The sequence below is a fragment of the Ruminococcus sp. CAG:330 genome (assembly GCF_000437175.1).
GTDB lineage: Bacteria > Bacillota > Clostridia > Oscillospirales > Ruminococcaceae > Ruminococcus_C.
Map to the genome: position 1 here is coordinate 16,954 of NZ_FR898065.1, position 21,460 is coordinate 38,413.

Genomic DNA, 21,460 nt, shown 5'->3' on the forward strand with positions numbered 1-21,460 from the left:
AAGGAAGTGATACTATCAAAATCATCGCACGCATTCGAAACGATTTCCCGACAAAGTTCGGGATTCCACGGCAGAGCGGTCTGGTGGAACTGGAATCACGAATTGTGATGGAGCCGACCTACCGCAACGCCGACGCCTTTCGGGGGCTGGAGAAATACAGCCACATCTGGTTGATCTGGCAGTTCTCGCAGGCGGTGCGGGAAAACTGGTCGCCCACGGTGCGTCCGCCGAGACTGGGCGGGAACCAGCGCATGGGGGTATTTGCCACCCGTTCGCCGTTCCGGCCGAATCCGGTGGGGCTGTCGGTGGTGGCGCTGAAAGAGGTGGTGCTCCACGGGAAAGATGCGCCGTATCTGATCGTGACCGGCGCCGACCTCATGGACGGCACGCCCATCTATGACATCAAGCCCTACCTGCCCCATATCGACAGCCATCCGGAGGCAAGAGGCGGATTTGCGGTGCAGGCAGCAGCCCACCGGCTGCACGTGGTCTTTCCGGAGGCGTGGCTGTCACAGGTGCCGGCGCATCTGCGTGAACCGCTGACGGAACTGCTAGCGCAGGATCCCCGCCCGTCCTACCAGCACGACCCGGAACGGGTATACGGCTTCCCCTTTGCCGGCATGGAGATCCGGTTCACTGTGCAGGCGGAAACGCTGACAGTTTGCAGCGTGACACCGGAAAAATAAGCGGACCAAAAGAGTCCCCGCATCGGTCAGACGGTGCGGGGACTTTTGTGTGGTATTTATTTCAGCCGGAGGATTGCACTTCTTTTTGCTGAGCCTGCTGTTCATAGAGGGTGTCGAGGAATTGTTCCAGCTTGCCCTTGTTGCGTTCGGTGAGGGCGTTGTATTTTTGGAGCACGGCAGCGGTGTCTTCGTGGAGCGAAACGGTACAGCGGTTGACAGGAATGTTGGTGCGTCCGGCGATGTAGTCCAGACTGACCCCGTAGAAGTCCGCCAGCTGGACGGCACGAGAAAACGGAAGTTCACGTTCTCCTTTTTCATATTTGCCATAGTACTGGGCAGTTGTCCCAAGATATGCTGCAAGTTCAGATTGTGTTTTGTCTGCATCTTCTCGCAGATCTCGAATTCGCTGATAAAAAGCCATGTGTGCCACTCCTTTTTTCGTTTATTTTATCACAAATGGCTAAAAGATATTGACATATCAATCTAAATAGATTATAATATGAATAGAATAGTCAGATATGACTATAAAGCACAAAGGAGTTGGTATCAGTGAAAGCAAGCAGGAAAACAAGGTTTGTCCGGTGGGTTGCGGCGTTTGTCAGCATTGTGTTATTTGGAACATATCTGGGTTCTTTGTCAATGAATCCACTGACAGTCTCTGCGATTTGCTGTCGAAAGGATGGCTTTGATAAGAGCAGATATACTCTGACCGGCAATGTTGCACAGGATGTTGCGACGATAGCGAAATCACAAGCTGGTCGAACTTGTTCTGATTTTGGGTATTCTGGGGTCGATTATGGGGCATGGTGTGATGAATATGTTGCGGACTGCCTTGAAAATGCCGGATGTGATGATTCAATCGTTGCACACGGTGGAACGGTTGCAGATTTTGAAAAAAAGATGCGAAAAAGAGGTGCGGTTGTAGTATCTTCGCCGCAGCCGGGAGACCTGTTGTTTTTTTCATGGTCACACGTGGAAATTGTAACAAGGGTCGAGGGTGGCACTGTGTACTGTGCCGGCGGTAATAACCAGGGGAAAACTTATCCTGGCGGAAGATGTGCCGGAGAGAGAAATGCACAGAGCGTTGCGAAAAGCATGGGCGGTTCGATTCGGTTGTATTTGAGACCGAATTATCCGAATCCAAATCCGCCGACAAATTTGAGTATAACATCTAATGACGGAAAGTATAAAGTTAATGATACAGTGACGTTCACGTTTTCGTGTTCAAATGCAACAGAAATGTATATTCCGATAGATGTAAATGGAGAACGAAAATATTTTATTGATGTGTCTGGAAGATCTTCATATACTTGCTCATTTGATACACCAGGTGTATATGGCTATTTTTTATATGCTAAAAATGCAGCAGGCGAAGCTTCTACGGTTTTAGATTATAAACAATTTCGAGTTGATAGTTCTGTTCCTGCGAATTTAACGATTTCTACAGATAAAAACAGTTATGCAGTAGGTGAACAAATTACATTTTCATTTTCATGTGATAATGCTGTAAGAGTAGCTATTCCAGTTGATTATAACGGAAAAAGAACAGATTTTATTGATGTAACAGGGAAAAATACGTATACTTGTTCGTTTGATAAAGCAGGAATTTATGGCTATTTTTTATATGCAGAAAATGCATGTGGAGAATCTACAACTGAATATATCGAATTTACTGTGCAAGACAACCCGCCATCAAATTTGTCTATTTCAACAGATAAATCGTACTATGTAATTGGTGAAACGATAACATTTTCTTTTACAAGTCAAAATGCCACTCGTTTAGCTATCCCAATTGATTATAATGGAAAGCGAGTAGATTTTATTGATGTAACAGGAAAAGATACATATACTTGCTCATTTGATAAAGCAGGAACCTATGGTTATTTTTTATATGCGGAAAATGCTTGTGGGGAATCTTCAACGGTTCTTGATTATAAGCAGATTCAAGTATATGATACAATCCCCGGCGACCTCAACTCCGACAACACCCTTACCACCGCCGATGCCGTTCTACTCCAGCGATACCTTCTACAGGAACGTACCCTGACACAATCCCAGTGGCAGACCGCTGACCTCAACGCAGACGGCACTGTCAACGGCTTCGACCTGGCACTGCTCCGGCAGAAGCTGGCATAACTCAACCGCATCCCCAACAGAAAAGCCGTACCTCAGACCACTCCGAGGTACGGCTTCTTTTTCTATGGTTTTGCGTTTTGTTCGTTTAGCGGATCTTCGAGCCTACCGGCAGGCTTTCGTCAGGGAAGATCACCTTGACATCACCGTTAGGCATATCTGCCGCACAGATCATGCCGCAGCTTTCCACGCCGCACAGCTTTGCCGGCTTCAGGTTTGCCACCAGCATAATCTTCTTGCCGATCAGGTCTTCCGGCTTGTACCACGGTGCAATGCCCGAAACCACCTGTCTGCCGCCCATGCCGTCGTCCAGCTGGAGCTTCAGCAGCTTCTTGGACTTTTTCACCTTTTCGCATTCCAGCACCTTTGCCACACGCAGATCCACCGCACCGAACTGCTCGATGCCGATCTCCTCTGCCAGCGGCTGCGGGGTGAACTCCGGCTCCTTCGGCTCTTCCTTGGGCTGTGCTGCCAGAATCAGCTGGTTCAGCTCGTCGATCTCCTTCTCCACGTCAATTCTCGGGAAGATGATCTCGCCCTTGTGCACCGTCACATTTGCCGGCAGTGTGCCGAACTGGTCGGCGGTGTCGTAGGTCAGCGTGTTCTCTGTTGCGCCGATCTGCGCCCAGATCTTCGGCATGGTCTCCGGCATGAATGCGCCCAGCGGCAGGGTGATGATGCGGATGGTCTCCAGCAGGTTGTACAGCACCGTTGCCAGACGGGTGCGGTTTGCCTCGTCCCGTGCCAGAATCCACGGCGCTGTCTCGTCGATGTACTTGTTTGCACGGGATACCACCTGGAAGATCTCCGCCAGCATCTGGTTCAGCTGGGTCTTGTCCAGCAGCGTCTCCAGCTTTGCTTTCAGTCCGGTGGCAGCTGCAATGAGGTCGTCGTCAAACTCGCCTGCCTGACGTTCCTCCGGCAGCGTGCCGCCGAAGTACTTGTCCACCATGGCAACGGTACGGGAAACCAGATTGCCCAGACCATTTGCCAGATCGGAGTTGATGCGGTTGATCATGATCTCGTTGGAGAACGAGCTGTCTGCGCCCAGCGCCATTTCCCGCAGGATGTGATAGCGGATGGCATCGGCGCCGTAGCGGTCAGCCAGCAGGAACGGGTCAACTACGTTGCCCAGCGACTTGGACATCTTCTGTCCGTTGAAGGTGATCCAGCCGTGAACGGCGAGGTGCTTCGGCAGCGGCAGATCCAGCGCCATCAGTATTGCCGGCCAGATAATGGCGTGGAACCGCATGATGTCCTTGGCAACCATGTGGACATCTGCCGGCCAGTAGCGGTCGAAATCGTGGTAAGCTTCGTTGCCGTAGCCCAGTGCGCTGATATAGTTGGACAGCGCATCGACCCAGACGTAAACCACGTGGTCGGGGTCGAATGTGACCGGAATGCCCCACTTGAAAGAGGTGCGGGAAACGCACAGGTCTTCCAGACCGGGCTTGATGAAGTTGTTTACCAGCTCTACCGCACGGGTTTTCGGCTGAAGATAGTCGGTCTCTGTGAGCAGCTTTTCAATGCGGTCGGCGAAGGGGGACATCTTCATGAAGTATGCCTCTTCCTTTGCCTCGGTCACCTCACGGTGACATTCCGGACAGCAGCCGTTTTCGTCCAGCTGGGATTCCGTCCAGAAGCTCTCGCACGGGGTGCAGTACTTGCCCTTGTACTCGCCCTTGTAGATGTAGCCAAGATCGTACAGCTTCTTGAAAATCTTCTGTACCGTCTCTATGTGGTAATCGTCGGTGGTGCGGATGTAGCGGTCATAGCTGATGTGCATCTTTGCCCAGAGGGCTTTGAACGTCTTGACGATCTCGTCCACGTATTCTTTCGGGGTAACGCCCTTGGCAGCGGCTTTCTGTTCGATTTTCAGACCGTGCTCATCGGTACCGGTGAGAAAGAGCACATCATAGCCCTGCATCCGTCTGTAGCGTGCGATGGAATCGCAGGCAACGGTGGTGTAGCAGTGTCCGATGTGCGGATTGCCGGACGGATAGTAGATCGGTGTGGTAATATAGAACGGCTTTTTTGACATACAGGATCCTCCTTTATTTGCAGCCGCCGGATCCTGTGGAAATAAGTTCCGGCGGCGTAGGCTCTTAACCTCTATTATAACATATTTCTCTGAATTTGTCACGTGTTTTTTTCGGGATTTGCGTTTTGAGAGAAGCCGGCAGGCAGCGCTTTCTATGAATTGCGGTTCACAGACGGCGAAATCCGCTGTGTCCCGTCTGCCATGGCAAAGAAACACCCGCTGTTCGGCACCAGAGTGACACCGGACAGCGGGTGGTTTTACGGATTATGGGAGCTGATCCGCTTGGAAAGACAGGTGTTTAGAACCTGTTTTCACAAGGCACGTGTGTACGCATGGAAAGACAGGTTCTTAATTTACCGTGCGCAGGACCGACTTGTGGAATACCTGCTGGTAAGCCTTGACGACGATGGGCAGCAGAACGCAGATCATGATGACGTCAAAGGGAAACTGTCCCACGTTCTTGATCAGACGGGGCAGCATCCAGGTGCCGAATGCGCTCCATGCCGAGCCGGACATGGCAAACGGGAAATCCGGATTGATGTAGCATGCGTACAGAATGCTGGAGTTCAGCACCAGATTGCCGATAAGCACCACGGTCAGACGTGCCAGCACGGCGGAGAACAGCAGGTTCTTCTGGGATGTGCGGCGATACAGGAACAGACCGTATACCAGCGCATTCAGAACAACCACCAGCGCCAGCAGCAGGTTATATTCCCGCATTTTGGAGCCGTCCAGCAGATAGCCGATGATGTCCGTGCCCAGTGCGGCAATCATGGAAACCACCGGGCCATACAGCATGGCGATGATCATCACGCCCAGAAATGCGAACGTGATGCGGATGTCCGTGCCGATGGGAATGGCGATGGTGCGCAGGACGATGGACAGCGCCATGAACAGCGCTGCAACGGTGATGGTCCGCACCTGTTTCAGTTCACGTGCGGAATCAGTGAATAATGACAAAAAGCCTCTCATGAAAATACCTCCTTACCCTTGACGGGCATTTTGAAATGGTGCTTCGTGCACATAAGGAGTGAATTTCAAGAAAGGCTTTCTGAAAAATCAGGACTTCTTATGATGCATTCAGCGGGATGCGGAATCGGCACCGCAAATTCGGGACACTGTCCTGAATTTTTCGTCCCGGCAGCAACTCCCCGTCTGCCGGACACTTAACGCACCGTTTCCTACTCTGGTAATGCAATCTATTTCAGCGCAGTGCGCTGAAGTCACCCGGCAGAGAGAAATGCCGGGGAGATGCCGTAGAATTTACTTTTCGATCACACGAACACGCAGCACGCCGTCAATGGCGGTCAGTGCCTTGATCATTCCCTCGGTGACACCGTCGATGTCCAGAATGGTGTAAGCGTAATCCTTCTTGCTGGCATTGGTCATGTTCTCAATGTTTGCGCCAGCCACGCCGATGACAGAGGTCAGGGCGGAGATCATTGCCGGAACGTTCCGGTGAATGATACAAACCTTGGTATATACTGCCTGAAGCTGTGCATTGGGCAGGTTCACACTGTTGCGGATGTCGCCCTGTTCCAGATAAGCCATCAGCTCATCGGCTGCCATGCTTGCGCAGTTGTCCTCGCTCTCCGGTGTGGAAGCACCCAGATGCGGGGTTGCAATGATGTGCTTTGCGTTGCAGGTCTTTGCGTTGGGGAAGTCGGTGCAGTAGTAAGCCACCTTGCCGCTCTCCAGCGCTGCGATCATATCATCATCGTTGACCAGTTCGCCGCGGGCATAGTTCAGCACACGAACGCCGTCCTTCATTTTGGCGATGGAAGCGGCATTGATCATGCCCTCTGTGTCCTTGTTGAACGGTACGTGGATGGTCAGGTAATCGGCTACGGCGAAAACATCGTCCTGTGTCTTGACGACAGTCACAGACGGATCCAGACGCAGTGCTGCGCCGATGGACAGGAACGGGTCAGTGCCGACGACCTTCATGCCCAGTGCAACGGCTGCGTTGGCAACCAGTGCGCCGATGGCACCCAGACCGATGATGCCCAGTGTCTTGCCTTTGATCTCCGGGCCGGCGAACTGGCTCTTGCCCTTTTCCACCTGCTTTGCAACGGTGGTTTCGCCGTCGGTCAGACCAGCCGCCCAGGTCATTGCCTCCGGAATCTTTCGGGAGGAGATGAGCAGACCGGTGAGCACCAGTTCCTTTACGGCATTGGCATTGGCACCCGGTGTGTTGAATACACAGATGCCGGCTTCTGCGCAGCGATCCAGCGGGATGTTGTTGACACCGGCACCTGCACGGGCGATTGCCAGCAGGTTGGAGCCAAATTCGGTTTCGTGCAGCGATGCGCTGCGCACCAGAATGGCATCCGGATTCTCAGCGGTGTCGGTTACGGTGTAATTCTGTCCGAACCGTTCGGTTCCGGCAGGAGAGATCTTATTGAGTGTTTGAATGGTATACATGGGATTCCATCCTTTCTTCAGGCATTTTCTGTTTCAAACTGACGCATGAAGTCCACCAGCTTCTGCACGCCCTCGATGGGCATTGCATTGTAGATGGAGGCACGCATACCGCCAACGGTGCGGTGGCCCTTCAGGTTCACGAAGCCGGCTTCTGTAGCAGCCTTGATGAACTTGGCATCCAGTTCCTTGTCGCCGGTCACGAACGGTACATTCATGAGAGAACGGTCTTCCTTGCGGACGGTGCCCTTGAACAGCTTGCTCTCGTCCAGGAAATCGTACAGGATCTTTGCCTTTTCCTGATTGTGCTTCTGCATTGCTTCCAGACCGCCCATCTTCTTGAGCCACTTGAACACCTTGCCGCAGATATAAATGCCGTAGCAGGGCGGTGTGTTGTACAGGGAGTCTGCGTCCGCCTGTGTTTTCCATGCCAGCATGGTGGGGGTGTTCTCCACAGCCGGCTTTTCCGGAATCAGGTCTTCCCGAATGATGGCGATGACAACGCCTGCCGGACCCACATTCTTCTGAACACCGCCGTAGATCACACCGTACTTGGTGACATCTACCGGCTCGCTCAGGAAGCAGGAGGAAACGTCTGCCACCAGAGGCTTGCCCTTGGTGTTGGGCAGCTTCTTATATTTGGTACCATAAATGGTGTTGTTCTCACAGATATAGACATAATCGGCGTCTTCGTCGATGGGCAGATCGGAGCAGTCCGGAATATAGGAGAATGTCTTGTCCTCGGAGGAAGCGATCTTGACAGCCTTGCCGTACTTCTGCGCCTCCTGATATGCCTTTTTTGCCCACTGACCGGTGACGATGTAGTCAGCTACGCCGTTTTTCATTAGGTTCATGGGGACAGCTGCAAACTGCTGGGATGCGCCTCCCTGCAGGAACAGAACCTTGTAGTTGTCGGGAATTCCCATCAGGTCACGGAGATCCTGTTCTGCTGTTTTGATAATCTCGTCGAATGCGGCACTGCGGTGGCTCATTTCCATTACGGACATACCGGTGCCTTTGTAATCCATCATTTCAGCTGCTGCTTCCTGCAGCACTTCTTCCGGCAGCACTGCCGGGCCTGCGCTAAAGTTATACACTCTGTGCATCGCTAAATACCCTCCTGCAAAGCGTGGCATGCAAAACCATACGCTTTGAAATTCTGTTTTCCGATCCAGGACGGCCGGAAATGGCAGGCGACACTGGAACAGTGTCCCTGTAGAATCTGTTTGCAGCAGATTCTCAGAGCTGCTTCCATGGGCATGGCGCATGGTTTTCCAAAGCGCCAGTAATTCCATAGGCCCCTCTATGTATGGATCTCCGTGAAAACAAGCTTCTGCTCTGACCGGTTTTTTGAAACGGTACTTTTTATTATACGCCATTTTCGTGCAATTGTCAAGTTCTGCATAAAATTTGCGGACAATTGTTTTTCCAAGGCGGATTCCCGGCACCGGTTTTGTCGTTTTTGCACCAAAAAGACCCGCCTGCAAAGATGCAGCACGGGTCTTGTCAAAAACGGTTGTATTGTGGGGTTAGCCGAGAATGCCGAACGTTCCGTCGATTTCCACAGCCAGAACTTCTACGTTGTCCAGAATGGTGATCTCGTTGCCGTCGGCATCGTTGCCCTTCATGGTTACGGCGATGTCATAGATGGCGGTGGCGTCCTCCTTCATCTTGCTGACGAAGTCGTCGCCCAGCAGGGAGGCGTAGGTGTCCAGATAATCCTGTACGAAGTCGGTGTCCTCCTCAAAGTTTTCCTGGAGGACTTCCTTTGCCTGTGCCATTTCCAGACCGGTGATGGTGAAGGTGTCGGTCTGGGCATAGTTCACCAGCGTCTCGTGGTACTGTTCCAGTCCGCGCTCCATGCCATAGCTGTACTTCTCCTGTAAGTATGCCTCCATGGATTCCTGATAGTCCGTATAGAGCTGTGCCTTGTAGAGGTCATAGTTCTGGGTGTCGATGGCATAGAAATAGAGAGAGATGGTGTTTGCCAGACCTTCCGGAACAGCTTCGCTGTCGTAGGTCAGCTTGTAATCCATATCATCGGGGTTGGATTCCGTCACCGGCTGGATGTCCTCTCCGGTGCTCTCAGAAGCAGCGCTGCTCTCCGAGGTGTCGGAGGAATCTGCCTTGCTGCCGCATCCGCCCATGGCAAACAGGGCGGTGCAGGCGAGCAGCAGTGCGGTAATACGGTTCCAAAGGGATTTTTTCATGCGCTTGTCCTTTCCTTATGCCAGCGGCTGGGTGGAAATGCCGTTTTCCGCTGCCCATGTTTCAATGGCGGAGCCGGACGGGCAGGTGATGGTCACTGCCAGCGGTTCTGCGCCCTCTACCAGACCCCAGCGGTCGTATTCCAGCGTGCTGCTGGCGATCGTCAGGTCGGTGAGGCTGCCGCAGCCGGTGAACGCCTCTTCCATAACGGTGGTTGTTGCAGCCGGCAGGGAGATGCTGGTCAGGCTGGAACAGCTTGCAAATGCCGCACGGCGCACGGTGGAAACCGTTTCCGGAATGGAAACCGAGGTCAGCGAACCGCAGTCCATGAACGCACTCTCGCCGATGGTGGCCAGACCATTCGGCAGCGTCACGCTGGTGAGATTCCAGTTTGCCTCAAAGGCGTGGTCGGCGATGGCGGAAACCACATAGCTGTCCACCGTGGACGGGATGTTCAGATCGGTATCTGTCCCGTTGTATCCGGTAATGGAAATGGTGCCGTCATCGTTCATCTGATAGTTGAAGATGCTGGTTTCCGGTGCAGTGTCGCCGCCTTCCGGTGTCGTGCCGACTTCGGTCTGGGAGGCGGAGGTGCTTGCGCCGGCGGTGCTGCTGTCATCCTTTTGATTGCCGCAGCCGGTAGCGGTCATGGCGAACGCTGCGGTCAGGAGGGCAGCCCACAATGTTTTTTTCCAAAATGGATGATGTGTCATATTCGTTCCTTTCTTCGGTGCACCGACTGAAACTGAATCGGTGCGGTTGGCTTTCGGGGAACACGAGTTTTAGGCAATCCTGCACAAAGCTTGTGCGGCGTTGCTCTTATTTTTTGCCGCGCATTTTTGCACGGGTCTGATTGCTCAGGATCTGCTTCCGGATACGGAGTGTCTTGGGGGTGACCTCCAGCAGCTCGTCGTCCGCCAGAAATTCCAGACAGTCTTCCAGACTCAGGTTGCGCGGCGGTACCAGACGGAGCGCATCGTCGCTGCCGCTGGCACGGGTGTTGGTGAGGTGCTTGCGCTTGCAGACGTTGACTACCAGATCTTCTGCCTTGGGGGATGCGCCCACAACCATGCCCTCATAAACTGGCACGCCTGCGCCGATGAACAGCGAGCCGCGCTCCTGTGCGTTGAACAGACCGTAGGTGACAGCTTCGCCGGTTTCGAAAGAGATCAGCGAACCAACGCTGCGGCGGGGAATATCGCCCTTGTACGGCTGGTACTCATAAAAGACACTGCTCATGATGCCCTCGCCCTTGGTGTCAGTGAGAAATTCGCTCTTATAGCCGAACAGACCCCGGGAGGGGATCAGGAAGGTCAGACGGGTACGGCTGCCCTGCGGGTGCATGTCCTGCAGTTCTGCCTTACGGGAGCCAAGCTTTTCCATGACAGAGCCAACGCACTCCTCCGGAACGTCGATGGACAGTTCCTCGATGGGTTCGTAGCGCTTGCCGTCCACTTCGTGGAACAGAACACGAGGCGTGGAAACGCCCAGCTCGTAGCCCTCACGGCGCATGTTTTCAATCAGGATGGACAGGTGCATTTCACCTCTGCCGGCAACACGGAATGCATCGGTGCTGTCGGTCTCAGTGACACGCAGGGAAACGTCACGGAGCAGCTCCCGCATCAGACGGTCACGAAGCTGGCGGGAGGTGACGAACTTACCCTCCTGTCCGGCAAACGGGCTGTCGTTGACACAGAAAGTCATTTCCACCGTCGGCTCGCTGATCTTGGTGAACGGCAGCGGTTCGAAGCACTCCGGCGCACAGACGGTGTCGCCGATGGAGATGTTCTCAATGCCGCTGATCCAGACGATGTCGCCCACGGTTGCGGACTCTGCCGGCACACGCTGAAGTCCCTGAATTTGCAGCAGGGAGACGATCTTGTTGCGGCGGGAGTTCTCCGGATCGTGGTAGTTGCCCAGCAGCACCTGCTGTCCCACCTGAATGGTGCCTCTTGCGATGCGGCCGATGCCGATTCTGCCCACGTACTCATTATAGTCAATGGAGGAGATCAGCATTTGCAGCGGTGCCTCCGGATCGCCCTCCGGCGGATCCACATAGGACATAATGGTGTCGAACAGGGGTTTGAGGTCGGTGCCTGTTTCGTGGGGGTCAAAGCTGGCCGTGCCGGCACGGCCGGAGCAGTACAGGAACGGGGTGTTTTCCAGCTGTTCCTCGCTGGCATCCAGATCCATGAGCAGCTCCAGCACCTCGTCTGCGATCTCGTCCAGGCGTGCGTCCGGACGGTCGATCTTGTTGACCACAACGATGATCTTCAGGTTCATTTCCAGTGCCTTGGAGAGCACAAAGCGTGTCTGAGGCATCGGGCCCTCAGCCGCATCTACCAGCAGCAGTGCGCCGTCTACCATGCTGAGAACACGTTCTACCTCGCCGCCGAAGTCCGCATGTCCCGGTGTATCAATGATATTGATCTTGGTGTCGCCGTAGCGTACCGAGGTGTTTTTTGCCAGAATGGTGATACCACGCTCACGCTCCAGATCGTTGGAGTCCATGACACGGTCTGCCACAGCCTGATTTTCCCGGAATACGCCGCCCTGCTTCAGCATCTCGTCAACCAGCGTGGTCTTGCCGTGGTCAACGTGGGCAATAATGGCGACATTTCTCAAATCTTCTCGTACCATAATTCTCTTCCTCTTTCTCGTGTTCGTCGTTTGAAGAAGCAGCATCCGCAGGACACGGCTTCTGATTTTTGGATCTACAAAGCCATACACATGAAATCGAAAAAAAACAGGTAAACTCTCGAAGAGTCTACCTGTTTTTTGGTGGGAGAGGATGGATTCGAACCATCGAAGCTAGAAGCAACAGATTTACAGTCTGCCCCCTTTGGCCACTCGGGAACTCTCCCAAATCACACATGTAGGTTGTAGAATATTGGAGCTGGTGGACGGACTTGAACCCCCGACCTGCTGATTACAAATCAGCTGCTCTACCAACTGAGCTACACCAGCGCTGCAACGATATTTATTATATCACAGGATGTCCCATTCGTCAAGCATTTTTTTGAGGTTTTTGATTTTTTAAGTTTTATAGCAATAAAGTTTAGAAATATTTCTAGAGGTGCTTGCGATGCAGGCAATTTTGATTGTGCTGTAAAAGAAAACAAATGCGGTTGAAACGGCGGAATACCTGAAGTAAGAGCAATCCGGGGTCAGACGGCAAACCCGGCGCATTCGGCGCAGCGGAACCCAGCGGCTCAAAAACGGCGGATGATTTCCTTTTCAAATCGCAATCACGTAATTTTCACCAAAAAATCAGTTGCATTCCCGTTGCATTTATGTTATAATCTATAGGGCATCTTTTGTAAAATACAAGAGCTTATCGATAATACTATTATAATGTATTCAGAAAGAAAATAAAGAGATCTGTTTTTCGGCGCTGTTTTGCCGGAAACGGAAAGTGAGGGATTGATTCTATGTGTGGAATTGTTGGATATGTGGGAAAGCGGGATTGCACGGATGTTTTGATGAGCGGTCTGAGCAAGCTGGAATACCGCGGATATGACTCCGCAGGCATCGCCGTGTTTCAGGAAGGGAAGATCGTTGTTGCCAAGGCGAAGGGCCGTCTGAAAAATCTGGAGGAGCGGATGGAAAAGGAGGGCCGTCCAAAGGGGCATGTGGGCATCGGCCACACCCGCTGGGCGACTCACGGCGAGCCGTCCGATGTGAATTCGCATCCCCACACCGGCGGAAGAGTCACCATCGTGCACAACGGCATCATTGAAAACTACAAGGAGCTGAAAGACTTCCTCATGGGCAAGGGCGTGACCTTCACCAGCGACACGGACACGGAAGTGGTGGCACGGCTGCTGGACTACCGCTATAACGGCAGTCCCATTCAGACGATTTCCGAGACCATCCGTGACCTGGAGGGCTCCTATGCGCTGGGCATCATCTTCGCCGACCATCCGGATCAGGTGTATGCCGTGCGCTGTGAAAGCCCGCTGATCGTGGGCGTTGGCAAGGGCGAGAGCTTCATTGCCTCGGATGTGCCGGCAATCATCGAGTACACACGGGATTACTATCTGCTGGAACACGAGGAGATCGCCGTGCTGAACAGTGACGGCGTGCAGATCTACGATGCCTTTGGACAGCCGGTGCAGAAAGAGCTGAAAACGGCGGACTGGGATGTGGAGGCAATCGGCAAGGGCGGCTATGCCCACTTCATGCTGAAAGAGATTCACGAGCAGCCCACCGCCATTCGCAATACCATTGCGCCCCGCATCCAGAACGGCCTGCCCAATCTGGAGGAGTGCGGGATTACGCCGGAGGTGCTCCGTGGCTTCCGCCATATTCAGGTGGTGGCGTGCGGTACGGCAATGCATGCCGGCACTGTGGGCAAGTACGTGATCGAGAAGCTGGCACGTGTGCCGGTGACTGTGGACATTGCCTCGGAGTTCCGCTATCGGGAACCGCTGGTGGGAGAGGGCGACCTTGTCATCATCATCTCCCAGTCCGGTGAAACGGCGGACAGTCTGGCAGCAATGCGTCTGGCGAAGTCGCTGGGGGCAAAGACCCTCGCCATTGTCAACGCCATGGGCAGTTCCATCGCACGGGAGGCGGATATGCTCATCTATACCCACGCAGGGCCGGAGATCGCCGTGGCTTCCACCAAGGCGTACATCGTGCAGATCGCTGTGATGTATCTGTTTGCCTTTGAACTGGCGCTGGCTGTGGGAAAAATCGATGAGGCGGAGTGCCGCAGACTGGTGGAACTGCTCCAGCAGACACCGGACAGCATCGCTGCCATTCTGGAGCACAAGGAACAGGCGCAGTACATCGCCTCCTCGCTGATTACCGCAGACAGCCTGCTGTACATCGGACGCGGGCTGGACTACGCACTGAGCATGGAGGGCTCGCTGAAACTCAAGGAGATCTCCTACATCCACTCGGAGTCCTACGCAGCCGGCGAACTGAAGCACGGCACCATCTCCCTGATTACGGAGAACATGCCGGTCATCGCCGTGGCAACGCAGAAGGCGCTGAAAGAAAAGACCATCAGCAACATCAAAGAGGTCAAGGCACGGGGCGCCAGGGTGATTCTGGTTTGCCGGGAGAGCGACAGCGTAGATCCGGAGGCAGTGGACATTCGTTTTGATCTGCCGGAATTCGACGATCTGCTGATGCCCATGATTGCGGTCGTACCGCTTCAGCTCATCGCATATTATACCTCGGTGCTCAAGGGAAATGATGTGGATAAACCCCGCAATCTGGCAAAGTCGGTAACGGTAGAATAAGGAAAGCGCAGGATGGGAAAGCGCATTTCCAGAGAAATTTAAAGGATGAGAAAGAATTATGAGAAAACATAAGATCACACTTCTGGTGGCTGCTGTTCTGACCGGCACTGCACTGCTTGCCCTGCCGGTTTCGGCAGACGAGGAAATCGGCGGAATGGAAGAGGATACCACACAGGCGGAAACCGTGACCAGCGGTGACTATACCTATACTTTGGAGACAGACGGCACGGCGACCATTGTCGGCTATAGCGGAAAGGACACGGATCTGACCCTGCCCGGCAAGCTGGACGGCCACGTTGTGGCAAAGCTGGGGGATGATGCACTGGAGAGCCAGACGTCCCTGCAATCCGTCACCATTCCGGAGAGCATGACCGGCATTGGCGATGCCTGCTTCTTTGGCTGCTCCTCGCTGGAGTCGTTCTCGGTGGAGAGCGGCAGCACCAGCTTTGCAGTGGACGACAGCGGTGCGCTGCTCTCCGCAGACGGCACCAGCTTCATCGCCTATCCGCCGGCAAAGTCGGGGGACACCTACACCGTGCCTGACGGCGTAACCGAGCTGTGGCCGGCATCTTTTGCCCAGACGAGTCTGACCAGCGTCAGCCTGCCCTCCGGCTTGCTCTTCATTGATGAGTGGGCGTTTGCCTACAGCGACATCCAGTCGGTGACGCTGCCGGATACAGTGACAGAGATCTATGACTATGCGTTTGCCTACTGTACCCGCCTCACAGAGATGACATTTCCGGCATCGGTGCGCAGCATTGACGCAGCGTCATTCGCCGGATGCGCCAACCTGAGCAGTGTGACATTTGCAGACGGTCTGGAAACCGTTGAGATGGCAGCGTTCGCCGGAACTGCCATGAAAGAGGTGACCGTTCCGGCAAGTGTCAGCGCCATTGGCTTCTGCGCCTTTGGATACGAGGATGACATGAAGACTGCTGTAAGCGATTTCGTGATCTACGGCAGCGTCGGTTCGGAAGCGCAGCGGTACTGCACCGTGGAGGATTCCGAGAACGACTATGTCAACAGCTTTACCTTCCAGAGCGTCCTCACTGAGGACAGCGCAGCCTCTGCCACTGAGGATACCAAGCTTCAGACCGCAGTGGAAGAGAAGAGTCCGTGGCAGCAGTACGGCAAGTGGGTGCTGCTGGGCGTTTGCGTGGCAGTGCTGCTGGTTGGCGGTGTGGTGCTGATCGCCGGCGGTAAGAAGAAAAAGGATGCGCCGGAATCCTCTGATAAGTCCGCTGAGGAAAAACGATGAGAACGTGGTATCAGATCGGATGCGGTCTGCTTGCAGCGGTGCTTTTACTCGGCACTGTGCCGCAGTTTCCGGCAGCAGCAGCGGAACTGGAGACATCCGCAGCGGCAGCGGAGGACAGCGGCATTTCTGTGGACACCTCGCAGGATGCCAAGTATGATGTGTTCACCTATCGGGAAAATACGGACGGCGGCATTACCATCACTTCCTGCGACACTGCTGCCACCAGCGCAGAGATTCCGGCGGAGATCGACGGGGCACCGGTGACGCAGATCGGCGATGCAGCGTTTATGAATTGCAGTTTCGTCTCCACCGTGACGATTCCGGAGCATGTGACTGCTATCGGCGAGAGTGCCTTTGCCTCCTGTCCCATGCTCTGCGAGGTAGTTCTGCCGGAGGGGCTGACCTCCATCGGCAAGGGTGCTTTCGAGAGCTGCTCCATGCTGAACATCATCAACCTGCCAAAGACATTGACGGCGCTGCCGGATGCTCTGTTCTATGAATGTACATTCCTGTCTATTCTGGAACTGCCGGACACTCTGCAAAGCATTGGAAACGAGACGTTTTACAGCTGCACGGCGCTGGCATCGCTGGAGCTGCCGGATGGGCTGACCTCCATCGGGAAGTATGCCTTTCAGAACTGCCAGAAGCTGACGGACATCACACTGCCGGCATCCTGCACCTCCATCGGCGACTATGCCTTTGACGGCTGTCAGGCGCTGACGGCGTTCTCTGTGGAAGAGGGCAATTCCGCATACTGTGCCGAGGACGGCGTGCTGTTTTCCGCCGACCAGTCCACGCTGATCCGCTATCCGCAGGCACGGGAGGAAACCGGCTATGCGGTGCCGGATGCGTGCCGGACGCTTTCGGACTGGAGCTTCATCGGCGCTTCCACCTTGGAACAGATCGACCTGAATCAGGTGACTGCAATCGGGGAGGACTGCTTCTATTACTGTACGGCGCTGAAGAACATTGCCGTGCCGGACGGCGTGACGCAGCTCAACGGTGCGGTGTTCGCCTACTGCACGTCTCTGGAGCAGGTGACCTTGCCCGACACGATGCAGACGCTGGGAGACTACTGTTTCTATTCCGATGTGGCGCTGGCGGACATCAACATTCCGGACGGCGTGACACAGCTGGGCGAGAAATGTTTCTATAACTGCGGTGCGCTGCTGGAACTGTCGCTTCCGGCGAGCATCACAGAGATCGGGGAAAAGGCACTGGGGTATTACACCAATGCAGACGGCAAGGACGACCAGCGCATCGACAAGCTGAACATCCGCAATGGGGGCAGCGCTGCGGTGCGTGCCTATGAGCGCAGCTGGAAGCATGCGTCCCTGTGGAAATGGCTGCTTGCCGGCGGCATCGCTGTCGCTGCGGCAGGCGGGATTACGGCGATTGTTCTGGTGCATCGCAGCCGGAACCGCATCCGCACGACCACGCGCCAGGCATCGGCGACGAAACCGGGGAAGAGAAAATAGACGGAAAGGACCGAGAAATTTTATGAAGCATATCAAACACACGGCGGCACGCACCTTTGCCGGATTTCTGGCAGCGGTGCTGTCTGCCGGAATGCTTGCCGTTTCCTCCGGTGCGGTATTTGCCGAGGAGAGCACAACGCAGTCCAACACCTTTGACGACGGCACGCTGACCTATACCATTACAGACGGCACAAATGTTTCCGTCACCGGCTGTGCCACTTCGGCGACTCACGTCAGCATTATGCCGGAGATCGACGGCTACAACGTCACTGCTATCGGGGAAGAGGCGTTTGCAGAGTGCGAATCCCTGCAGGGTCTGACCATTCCGGAAACGGTGCAGTCCATTGGCTCGGCTGCCTTTTACGGCTGCACCTCGCTGGAATCGCTGACGATTCCGGACGCTGTTACCAAGATCGAGGACGGCACGTTTTTCAACTGCACTTCACTGAAAGATCTGAAGCTTGGGGACGATGTGACAGAGATCGGAAGCATGGCGTTTGGCTACTGCACCTCGCTGGAAGAGGTCACGCTGCCGAGTGCGCTGGAAACCATCGGCGACCAGCTGTTCTATTACTGCACGGCGCTGCAAGAGGTTTCCATTCCGGCACATGTGACGCAGCTGGGTTCGTATACGTTTTATGGCTGTATGTCCATGGAGTCCTTTGATGTGCCGGCAACGCTAGAGGACATTGGTGCACTGCCGTTTTTCGGCTGCCGGAGTCTGAAGACCCTGACCGTGGAGGACGGCAACCCCAATTACATTGTGGATGACAACGTGCTGTATAACAAGGCGCACGACATCCTCTATGCCTATCCGGCAGGACGGGAGGACACGTCCTTTGAAGTGCCGGAGGGAACGCTGGTGGTATACGCCGGAGCATTTTTTGCCGCTGAAAACTTGCAGCAGGTGACGTTCCACGATGACTTGCAGTACATCGGAGAGATGGCGTTTGACTTTTGCAGCGGACTGCAATCCATTACCATTCCGGAGAGCGTGACGACCATCGGGGAAACGGCGTTCTCGGACTGCTCCGCTCTAAAGGAGGTCACCTTTGTGGGCGCAGAGGATGAGGACACCGCAGAAAAGAATCTGGAAATCGGCAGCTATGCCTTTTTCTGCTGCGACAGCCTGAAAGAGGTGACACTGCCCAAGCGGGTGTCCTCCATCGGGGACTATGCGTTTGGCTGTGTTTCCGTGGAAAGCGACAGCAGCGAGAACTCCTCCTCCGGCAGCAGCTCCGATGACATGCAGGTGGAGGCCATGGATGACTTTCTGCTCATCGGATACACCGGTGCTGCTGCGGATTACGTCAAGAAGTGCGACGTGAAGATCAACTTCAAGGCCCTGAACTTCGACTGGGGCAGACTGGTATTTTACGTGGTGCTGTGCGCTGCCATTCTCGTGGTGCTGCTGATTGCCGTGCAGGTGATTCGCCGGACGATCATGACCAGGGAGGAAAAGGAAGCGCTGCGCCAGGCAAAGGAACTTCAGAAGATTCCGCTTTCCCAGCGTGGAGAGAACGGCGCTGCCGAGGCAGCGGAGGAGCCGGATGACGGCTACCGCGGCATCTTGGAGGACGACGGGCCGGAGGAGGATGCGGCCGTTCCGGAGTATGACGATACCTATACCCACGGCAGACTCCACCAGATCGGCCACGCAGACCAGCCGGAACCGCTTGCGGAATCCGATGGGGAGAATGACACCAAAGAGGACTAACGGAAACTCGTTTCGGTTCTGATGTTAAACAGCTCTGCTGTCTGCTGCGGTGCAGACGGGCGGGGCTGTTTTTTTGTTGCTCAAAATGTGACCAAACGGGCGGCAGCGGTGTTATTATAAGTGAACGGCCGTGAAATACAGAAAAAGAAGGTGATCGCATGCAGGAACGAAGGCTGATAAAACAGTTGAAACAGCATGATCCGGATGCACTGTCCGAACTGATGCAGCAATACACCGCATATGTGGGAACCATTGTTCGGAACATTCTGGGGAAGGTGCTGACAGAGTCCGATGTAGAAGAGGTAACGGCAGATGTTTTTGTCATCGTCTGGAACCACAGCAAAGAAATTCAGCAGGGGAAACTGCGCCCCTATCTTGCGACTGTCGCTCGAAACTGCGCCAAGAATCGGCTGCGCGGATATCAGGAAACAGTTGGTTTAGAGCAGGCGGAATCAATTTGCTGCTGCGAGGACATTGAGCAGGAGATTGATCAGAAGATTTTGGCGGAGATGCTGCAGGATGTGCTGGATGCCCTTGCACCAAAAGATCGGGAGATCCTGGTGCGCCATTATTATTACTACGAGGGCGTTAAGCAGATCGCAGAGGATCTCGGCATGAAAGAATCTGCGGTGAAAATGCGGATGAGCCGTGCCCGAAAGCGTTTGCAGCAGGAATTGATTGACCGTGGCTATGCCTATGAGGATTCGCCGGCGGTGCAGAAGATACAGTTTGCTGCCATATGAAAAGGAGTGACAAAATATGCAAATGAATGATTACGATTGGTTTGACCACTATGATGCGGAAAAAAACGGCGTACCGGAGATAACATCAGAGGAGATTGCAGCAGATGCTGTTGCAAAGCGTGTGCAGGAACAGCTGGGAATCACGATAAAGCCGATGCATTCGCTGCGCCGCAGAACGTGGACACGCTGGGTTGCCGGTGCTGCCGCTGCGGCAGTTCTGGTGACTGGCGGAACGATGCTCTCCACAGCTGCCGGAATCGGTGGAACTGAAGCGTTTTTCCGCAGCCTGTTTTCCAAAGAAGTGCCGGAACATCCGGAAAAAATGGAATCGCTGGTCACCGTGCCGCATGCGGTAATCGATAGTACCAATGCACAGGTGCAGTTTGCACTGTTGGGAATGTACGGCGATGATAGTCAGGCGCTGCTGAGCTTTTCTGTCACGGCATCCGGCGTATCGCTGACGGACGGCTTGAAGATTCCGTATCAGCTTTCTGTCTTGGACACAGACGGAACGGTACTGCTGGAGGAGGCAAACGACGGCGGAACGGTGGCAGAACTTCGGGAAAAAAACGGCGCCTACTATTTGAATCTCAGCATCCAGAAATCCGGACTGCAAGGGAAAAAGCTGGAGCTGACGTTCCAGAATTTCTATACCGATCAGCAGATCCAGGCGATTGATGCACAGGTAAATCAGTATGAGGATTCCTTTCTCAGTGATTACGTGCGGGAGGTGTATGGTGCCGCTGCTTTGGATGGCTTGGCAGCAGGAGAACTTCCGGCAGAATTTGATGTTGCTGCATGGAAAGAATACCGTAGCCAGAACCAGTTGGCGCAGAAGCAAATGGAAAAGCGTGCGCAGTGCTACGCCTCTTCTGATGCAGTGCTGGATGGAACATGGCACACGGAGATGGCGCTGAACTTTGTTGGAAATGCCCCCATCACCGCAGCGTTTGACGGCGGCAGTGTCACACTGCAAACGCTCTCTGCCAATATCTCTATGCCAAGGGAATGGCAGAGGGAGAAAAGCAATGTCACGCTCGTGATCACGTTGAAAGACGGCAGAAAGCTCAGCGATGTGTACACAGAGGATATGGTAGGGCAGGCGGAAGCTTCGGATTATGCCATTCGGCAGATCCACGCAATTCCAAGCTGCGCCGCAGATAGTCTGGATTCGTACATTCCGTTGATGTCTCTGTACGGGACGGAAACAGACTCGCAGGGAAATTTCTCCATGGTTCTCTGCTATAGCGAACCCATTGCACCGCAGGATGTGGCGGAAGTGGAATTGGTGCGCCTCACATTTCAGGGCGGCGATGCGGAAACGGAGACGTTTGGTGGCTTTGCCGTTTCTGACGAAACGGTGATCTATTCGGCGGAATAATCTCCTTTTTGAAGTGGAAAACAGCTCTGCTGTCTGCTGCGGTGCAGACGGGCGGGGCTGTTTTTTGTGGATTTTTGTTGCATCATAAGGCGTTTTATGTTATACTGGAAATGTGGGGCTTTGTCAAAATCGGTGGAGATGG

The 21,460-nt window shown here is 54.2% G+C and carries 16 protein-coding genes, 2 tRNA genes and 1 riboswitch; of the genes, 8 read left to right on the forward strand and 10 right to left on the reverse strand.

Translation table 11 applies throughout. The features are described from left to right. Window positions 1-14 precede the first annotated feature (14 nt). On the forward strand, window positions 15-686 hold the full coding sequence (gene tsaA, locus QZL66_RS07615; RefSeq protein WP_293601999.1) for a tRNA (N6-threonylcarbamoyladenosine(37)-N6)-methyltransferase TrmO: 672 nt from the start codon (window positions 15-17) through the stop codon (window positions 684-686). Window positions 687-747: 61 nt separating this feature from the next. Here tsaA and QZL66_RS11960 read toward each other — a convergent pair whose 3' ends face one another. Further along, a complete protein-coding gene (locus QZL66_RS11960) occupies window positions 748-1,107 on the reverse strand; it encodes a helix-turn-helix domain-containing protein (RefSeq protein ID WP_022411137.1) in 360 nt (119 codons plus the stop codon). Between the two features lie 128 nt (window positions 1,108-1,235). Between QZL66_RS11960 and QZL66_RS07625 the strand changes: the two genes are divergently transcribed. Then, complete coding sequence (locus tag QZL66_RS07625) at window positions 1,236-2,822, forward strand: dockerin type I domain-containing protein (protein WP_022411138.1); 1,587 nt, start codon at window positions 1,236-1,238, stop codon at window positions 2,820-2,822. Window positions 2,823-2,907: 85 nt separating this feature from the next. On the opposite strand, the gene metG is transcribed toward QZL66_RS07625, so the two are convergent. From metG to QZL66_RS07670, 9 genes are all read right to left on the reverse strand, one after another. Then, window positions 2,908-4,860 carry a methionine--tRNA ligase gene (gene metG / locus QZL66_RS07630; protein WP_022411139.1) on the reverse strand — a complete coding sequence of 651 codons (1,953 nt, stop codon included), beginning with the start codon at window positions 4,858-4,860 and terminating at the stop codon, window positions 2,908-2,910. A gap of 348 nt (window positions 4,861-5,208) precedes the next feature. Then, window positions 5,209-5,832, reverse strand: a complete 624-nt coding sequence (locus tag QZL66_RS07635) for a folate family ECF transporter S component (protein WP_022411140.1) — start codon at window positions 5,830-5,832, stop codon at window positions 5,209-5,211. A gap of 107 nt (window positions 5,833-5,939) precedes the next feature. Continuing rightward, a riboswitch (THF riboswitch) is annotated at window positions 5,940-6,051 on the reverse strand. A 72-nt stretch (window positions 6,052-6,123) separates the two neighbouring features. After that, the gene (locus QZL66_RS07640) at window positions 6,124-7,284 is read right to left on the reverse strand and encodes a phosphoglycerate dehydrogenase (RefSeq protein ID WP_022411141.1); all 1,161 of its coding nucleotides are present in this window, start codon (window positions 7,282-7,284) and stop codon (window positions 6,124-6,126) included. Window positions 7,285-7,301: 17 nt separating this feature from the next. Then, window positions 7,302-8,387 carry a 3-phosphoserine/phosphohydroxythreonine transaminase gene (serC, locus tag QZL66_RS07645; protein ID WP_022411142.1) on the reverse strand — a complete coding sequence of 362 codons (1,086 nt, stop codon included), beginning with the start codon at window positions 8,385-8,387 and terminating at the stop codon, window positions 7,302-7,304. Window positions 8,388-8,810: 423 nt separating this feature from the next. Then, window positions 8,811-9,491, reverse strand: coding sequence for a hypothetical protein (locus QZL66_RS07650; RefSeq protein WP_022411143.1), 681 nt, complete (start codon window positions 9,489-9,491; stop codon window positions 8,811-8,813). Window positions 9,492-9,506: 15 nt separating this feature from the next. Further along, the gene (locus QZL66_RS07655) at window positions 9,507-10,202 is read right to left on the reverse strand and encodes a leucine-rich repeat domain-containing protein (protein WP_022411144.1); all 696 of its coding nucleotides are present in this window, start codon (window positions 10,200-10,202) and stop codon (window positions 9,507-9,509) included. Window positions 10,203-10,308: 106 nt separating this feature from the next. Further along, window positions 10,309-12,129: a translational GTPase TypA gene (typA, locus tag QZL66_RS07660; RefSeq protein WP_022411145.1), complete on the reverse strand. Its 1,821-nt coding sequence runs from the start codon at window positions 12,127-12,129 to the stop codon at window positions 10,309-10,311. 139 nt (window positions 12,130-12,268) lie between these two features. Continuing rightward, window positions 12,269-12,353 (reverse strand) — tRNA-Tyr (locus QZL66_RS07665). A 27-nt stretch (window positions 12,354-12,380) separates the two neighbouring features. Then, window positions 12,381-12,456: transfer RNA gene (locus QZL66_RS07670), tRNA-Thr, on the reverse strand. 464 nt (window positions 12,457-12,920) lie between these two features. Here QZL66_RS07670 and glmS point away from each other — a divergent pair. The 6 genes from glmS to QZL66_RS07700 all read left to right on the forward strand — a co-directional run bounded on the left by glmS (window position 12,921) and on the right by QZL66_RS07700 (window position 21,318). Beyond that, on the forward strand, window positions 12,921-14,741 hold the full coding sequence (gene glmS, locus QZL66_RS07675) for a glutamine--fructose-6-phosphate transaminase (isomerizing) (RefSeq protein ID WP_022411146.1): 1,821 nt from the start codon (window positions 12,921-12,923) through the stop codon (window positions 14,739-14,741). Between the two features lie 58 nt (window positions 14,742-14,799). Further along, complete coding sequence (locus tag QZL66_RS07680; protein ID WP_022411147.1) at window positions 14,800-15,999, forward strand: leucine-rich repeat domain-containing protein; 1,200 nt, start codon at window positions 14,800-14,802, stop codon at window positions 15,997-15,999. Continuing rightward, window positions 15,996-17,477: a leucine-rich repeat domain-containing protein gene (locus tag QZL66_RS07685; protein WP_022411148.1), complete on the forward strand. Its 1,482-nt coding sequence runs from the start codon at window positions 15,996-15,998 to the stop codon at window positions 17,475-17,477. Before QZL66_RS07680 ends, QZL66_RS07685 begins: the two co-directional genes overlap by 4 nt. A 22-nt stretch (window positions 17,478-17,499) precedes the next feature. Continuing rightward, window positions 17,500-19,194, forward strand: a complete 1,695-nt coding sequence (locus tag QZL66_RS07690; RefSeq protein WP_022411149.1) for a leucine-rich repeat domain-containing protein — start codon at window positions 17,500-17,502, stop codon at window positions 19,192-19,194. Between the two features lie 158 nt (window positions 19,195-19,352). Further along, complete coding sequence (locus tag QZL66_RS07695) at window positions 19,353-19,937, forward strand: RNA polymerase sigma factor (protein ID WP_022411150.1); 585 nt, start codon at window positions 19,353-19,355, stop codon at window positions 19,935-19,937. Window positions 19,938-19,953: 16 nt separating this feature from the next. Then, on the forward strand, window positions 19,954-21,318 hold the full coding sequence (locus QZL66_RS07700) for a hypothetical protein (protein ID WP_022411151.1): 1,365 nt from the start codon (window positions 19,954-19,956) through the stop codon (window positions 21,316-21,318). Window positions 21,319-21,460: the final 142 nt, after the last annotated feature.

What these genes read in the sequence shown, in the direction of transcription:
- QZL66_RS11960 (WP_022411137.1), bottom strand. Translation starts at nt 1,107, where the DNA reads ATGGCTTTTTATCAGCGAATTCGAGATCTGCGAGAAGATGCAGACAAA.
- QZL66_RS07655 (WP_022411144.1), bottom strand. Translation starts at nt 10,202, where the DNA reads ATGACACATCATCCATTTTGGAAAAAAACATTGTGGGCTGCCCTCCTG.
- QZL66_RS07695 (WP_022411150.1), top strand. Translation starts at nt 19,353, where the DNA reads ATGCAGGAACGAAGGCTGATAAAACAGTTGAAACAGCATGATCCGGAT.
- serC (WP_022411142.1), bottom strand. Translation starts at nt 8,387, where the DNA reads ATGCACAGAGTGTATAACTTTAGCGCAGGCCCGGCAGTGCTGCCGGAA.
- QZL66_RS07635 (WP_022411140.1), bottom strand. Translation starts at nt 5,832, where the DNA reads ATGAGAGGCTTTTTGTCATTATTCACTGATTCCGCACGTGAACTGAAA.
- glmS (WP_022411146.1), top strand. Translation starts at nt 12,921, where the DNA reads ATGTGTGGAATTGTTGGATATGTGGGAAAGCGGGATTGCACGGATGTT.
- QZL66_RS07690 (WP_022411149.1), top strand. Translation starts at nt 17,500, where the DNA reads ATGAAGCATATCAAACACACGGCGGCACGCACCTTTGCCGGATTTCTG.
- QZL66_RS07650 (WP_022411143.1), bottom strand. Translation starts at nt 9,491, where the DNA reads ATGAAAAAATCCCTTTGGAACCGTATTACCGCACTGCTGCTCGCCTGC.
- typA (WP_022411145.1), bottom strand. Translation starts at nt 12,129, where the DNA reads ATGGTACGAGAAGATTTGAGAAATGTCGCCATTATTGCCCACGTTGAC.
- QZL66_RS07685 (WP_022411148.1), top strand. Translation starts at nt 15,996, where the DNA reads ATGAGAACGTGGTATCAGATCGGATGCGGTCTGCTTGCAGCGGTGCTT.
- metG (WP_022411139.1), bottom strand. Translation starts at nt 4,860, where the DNA reads ATGTCAAAAAAGCCGTTCTATATTACCACACCGATCTACTATCCGTCC.
- QZL66_RS07640 (WP_022411141.1), bottom strand. Translation starts at nt 7,284, where the DNA reads ATGTATACCATTCAAACACTCAATAAGATCTCTCCTGCCGGAACCGAA.
- QZL66_RS07700 (WP_022411151.1), top strand. Translation starts at nt 19,954, where the DNA reads ATGCAAATGAATGATTACGATTGGTTTGACCACTATGATGCGGAAAAA.
- QZL66_RS07680 (WP_022411147.1), top strand. Translation starts at nt 14,800, where the DNA reads ATGAGAAAACATAAGATCACACTTCTGGTGGCTGCTGTTCTGACCGGC.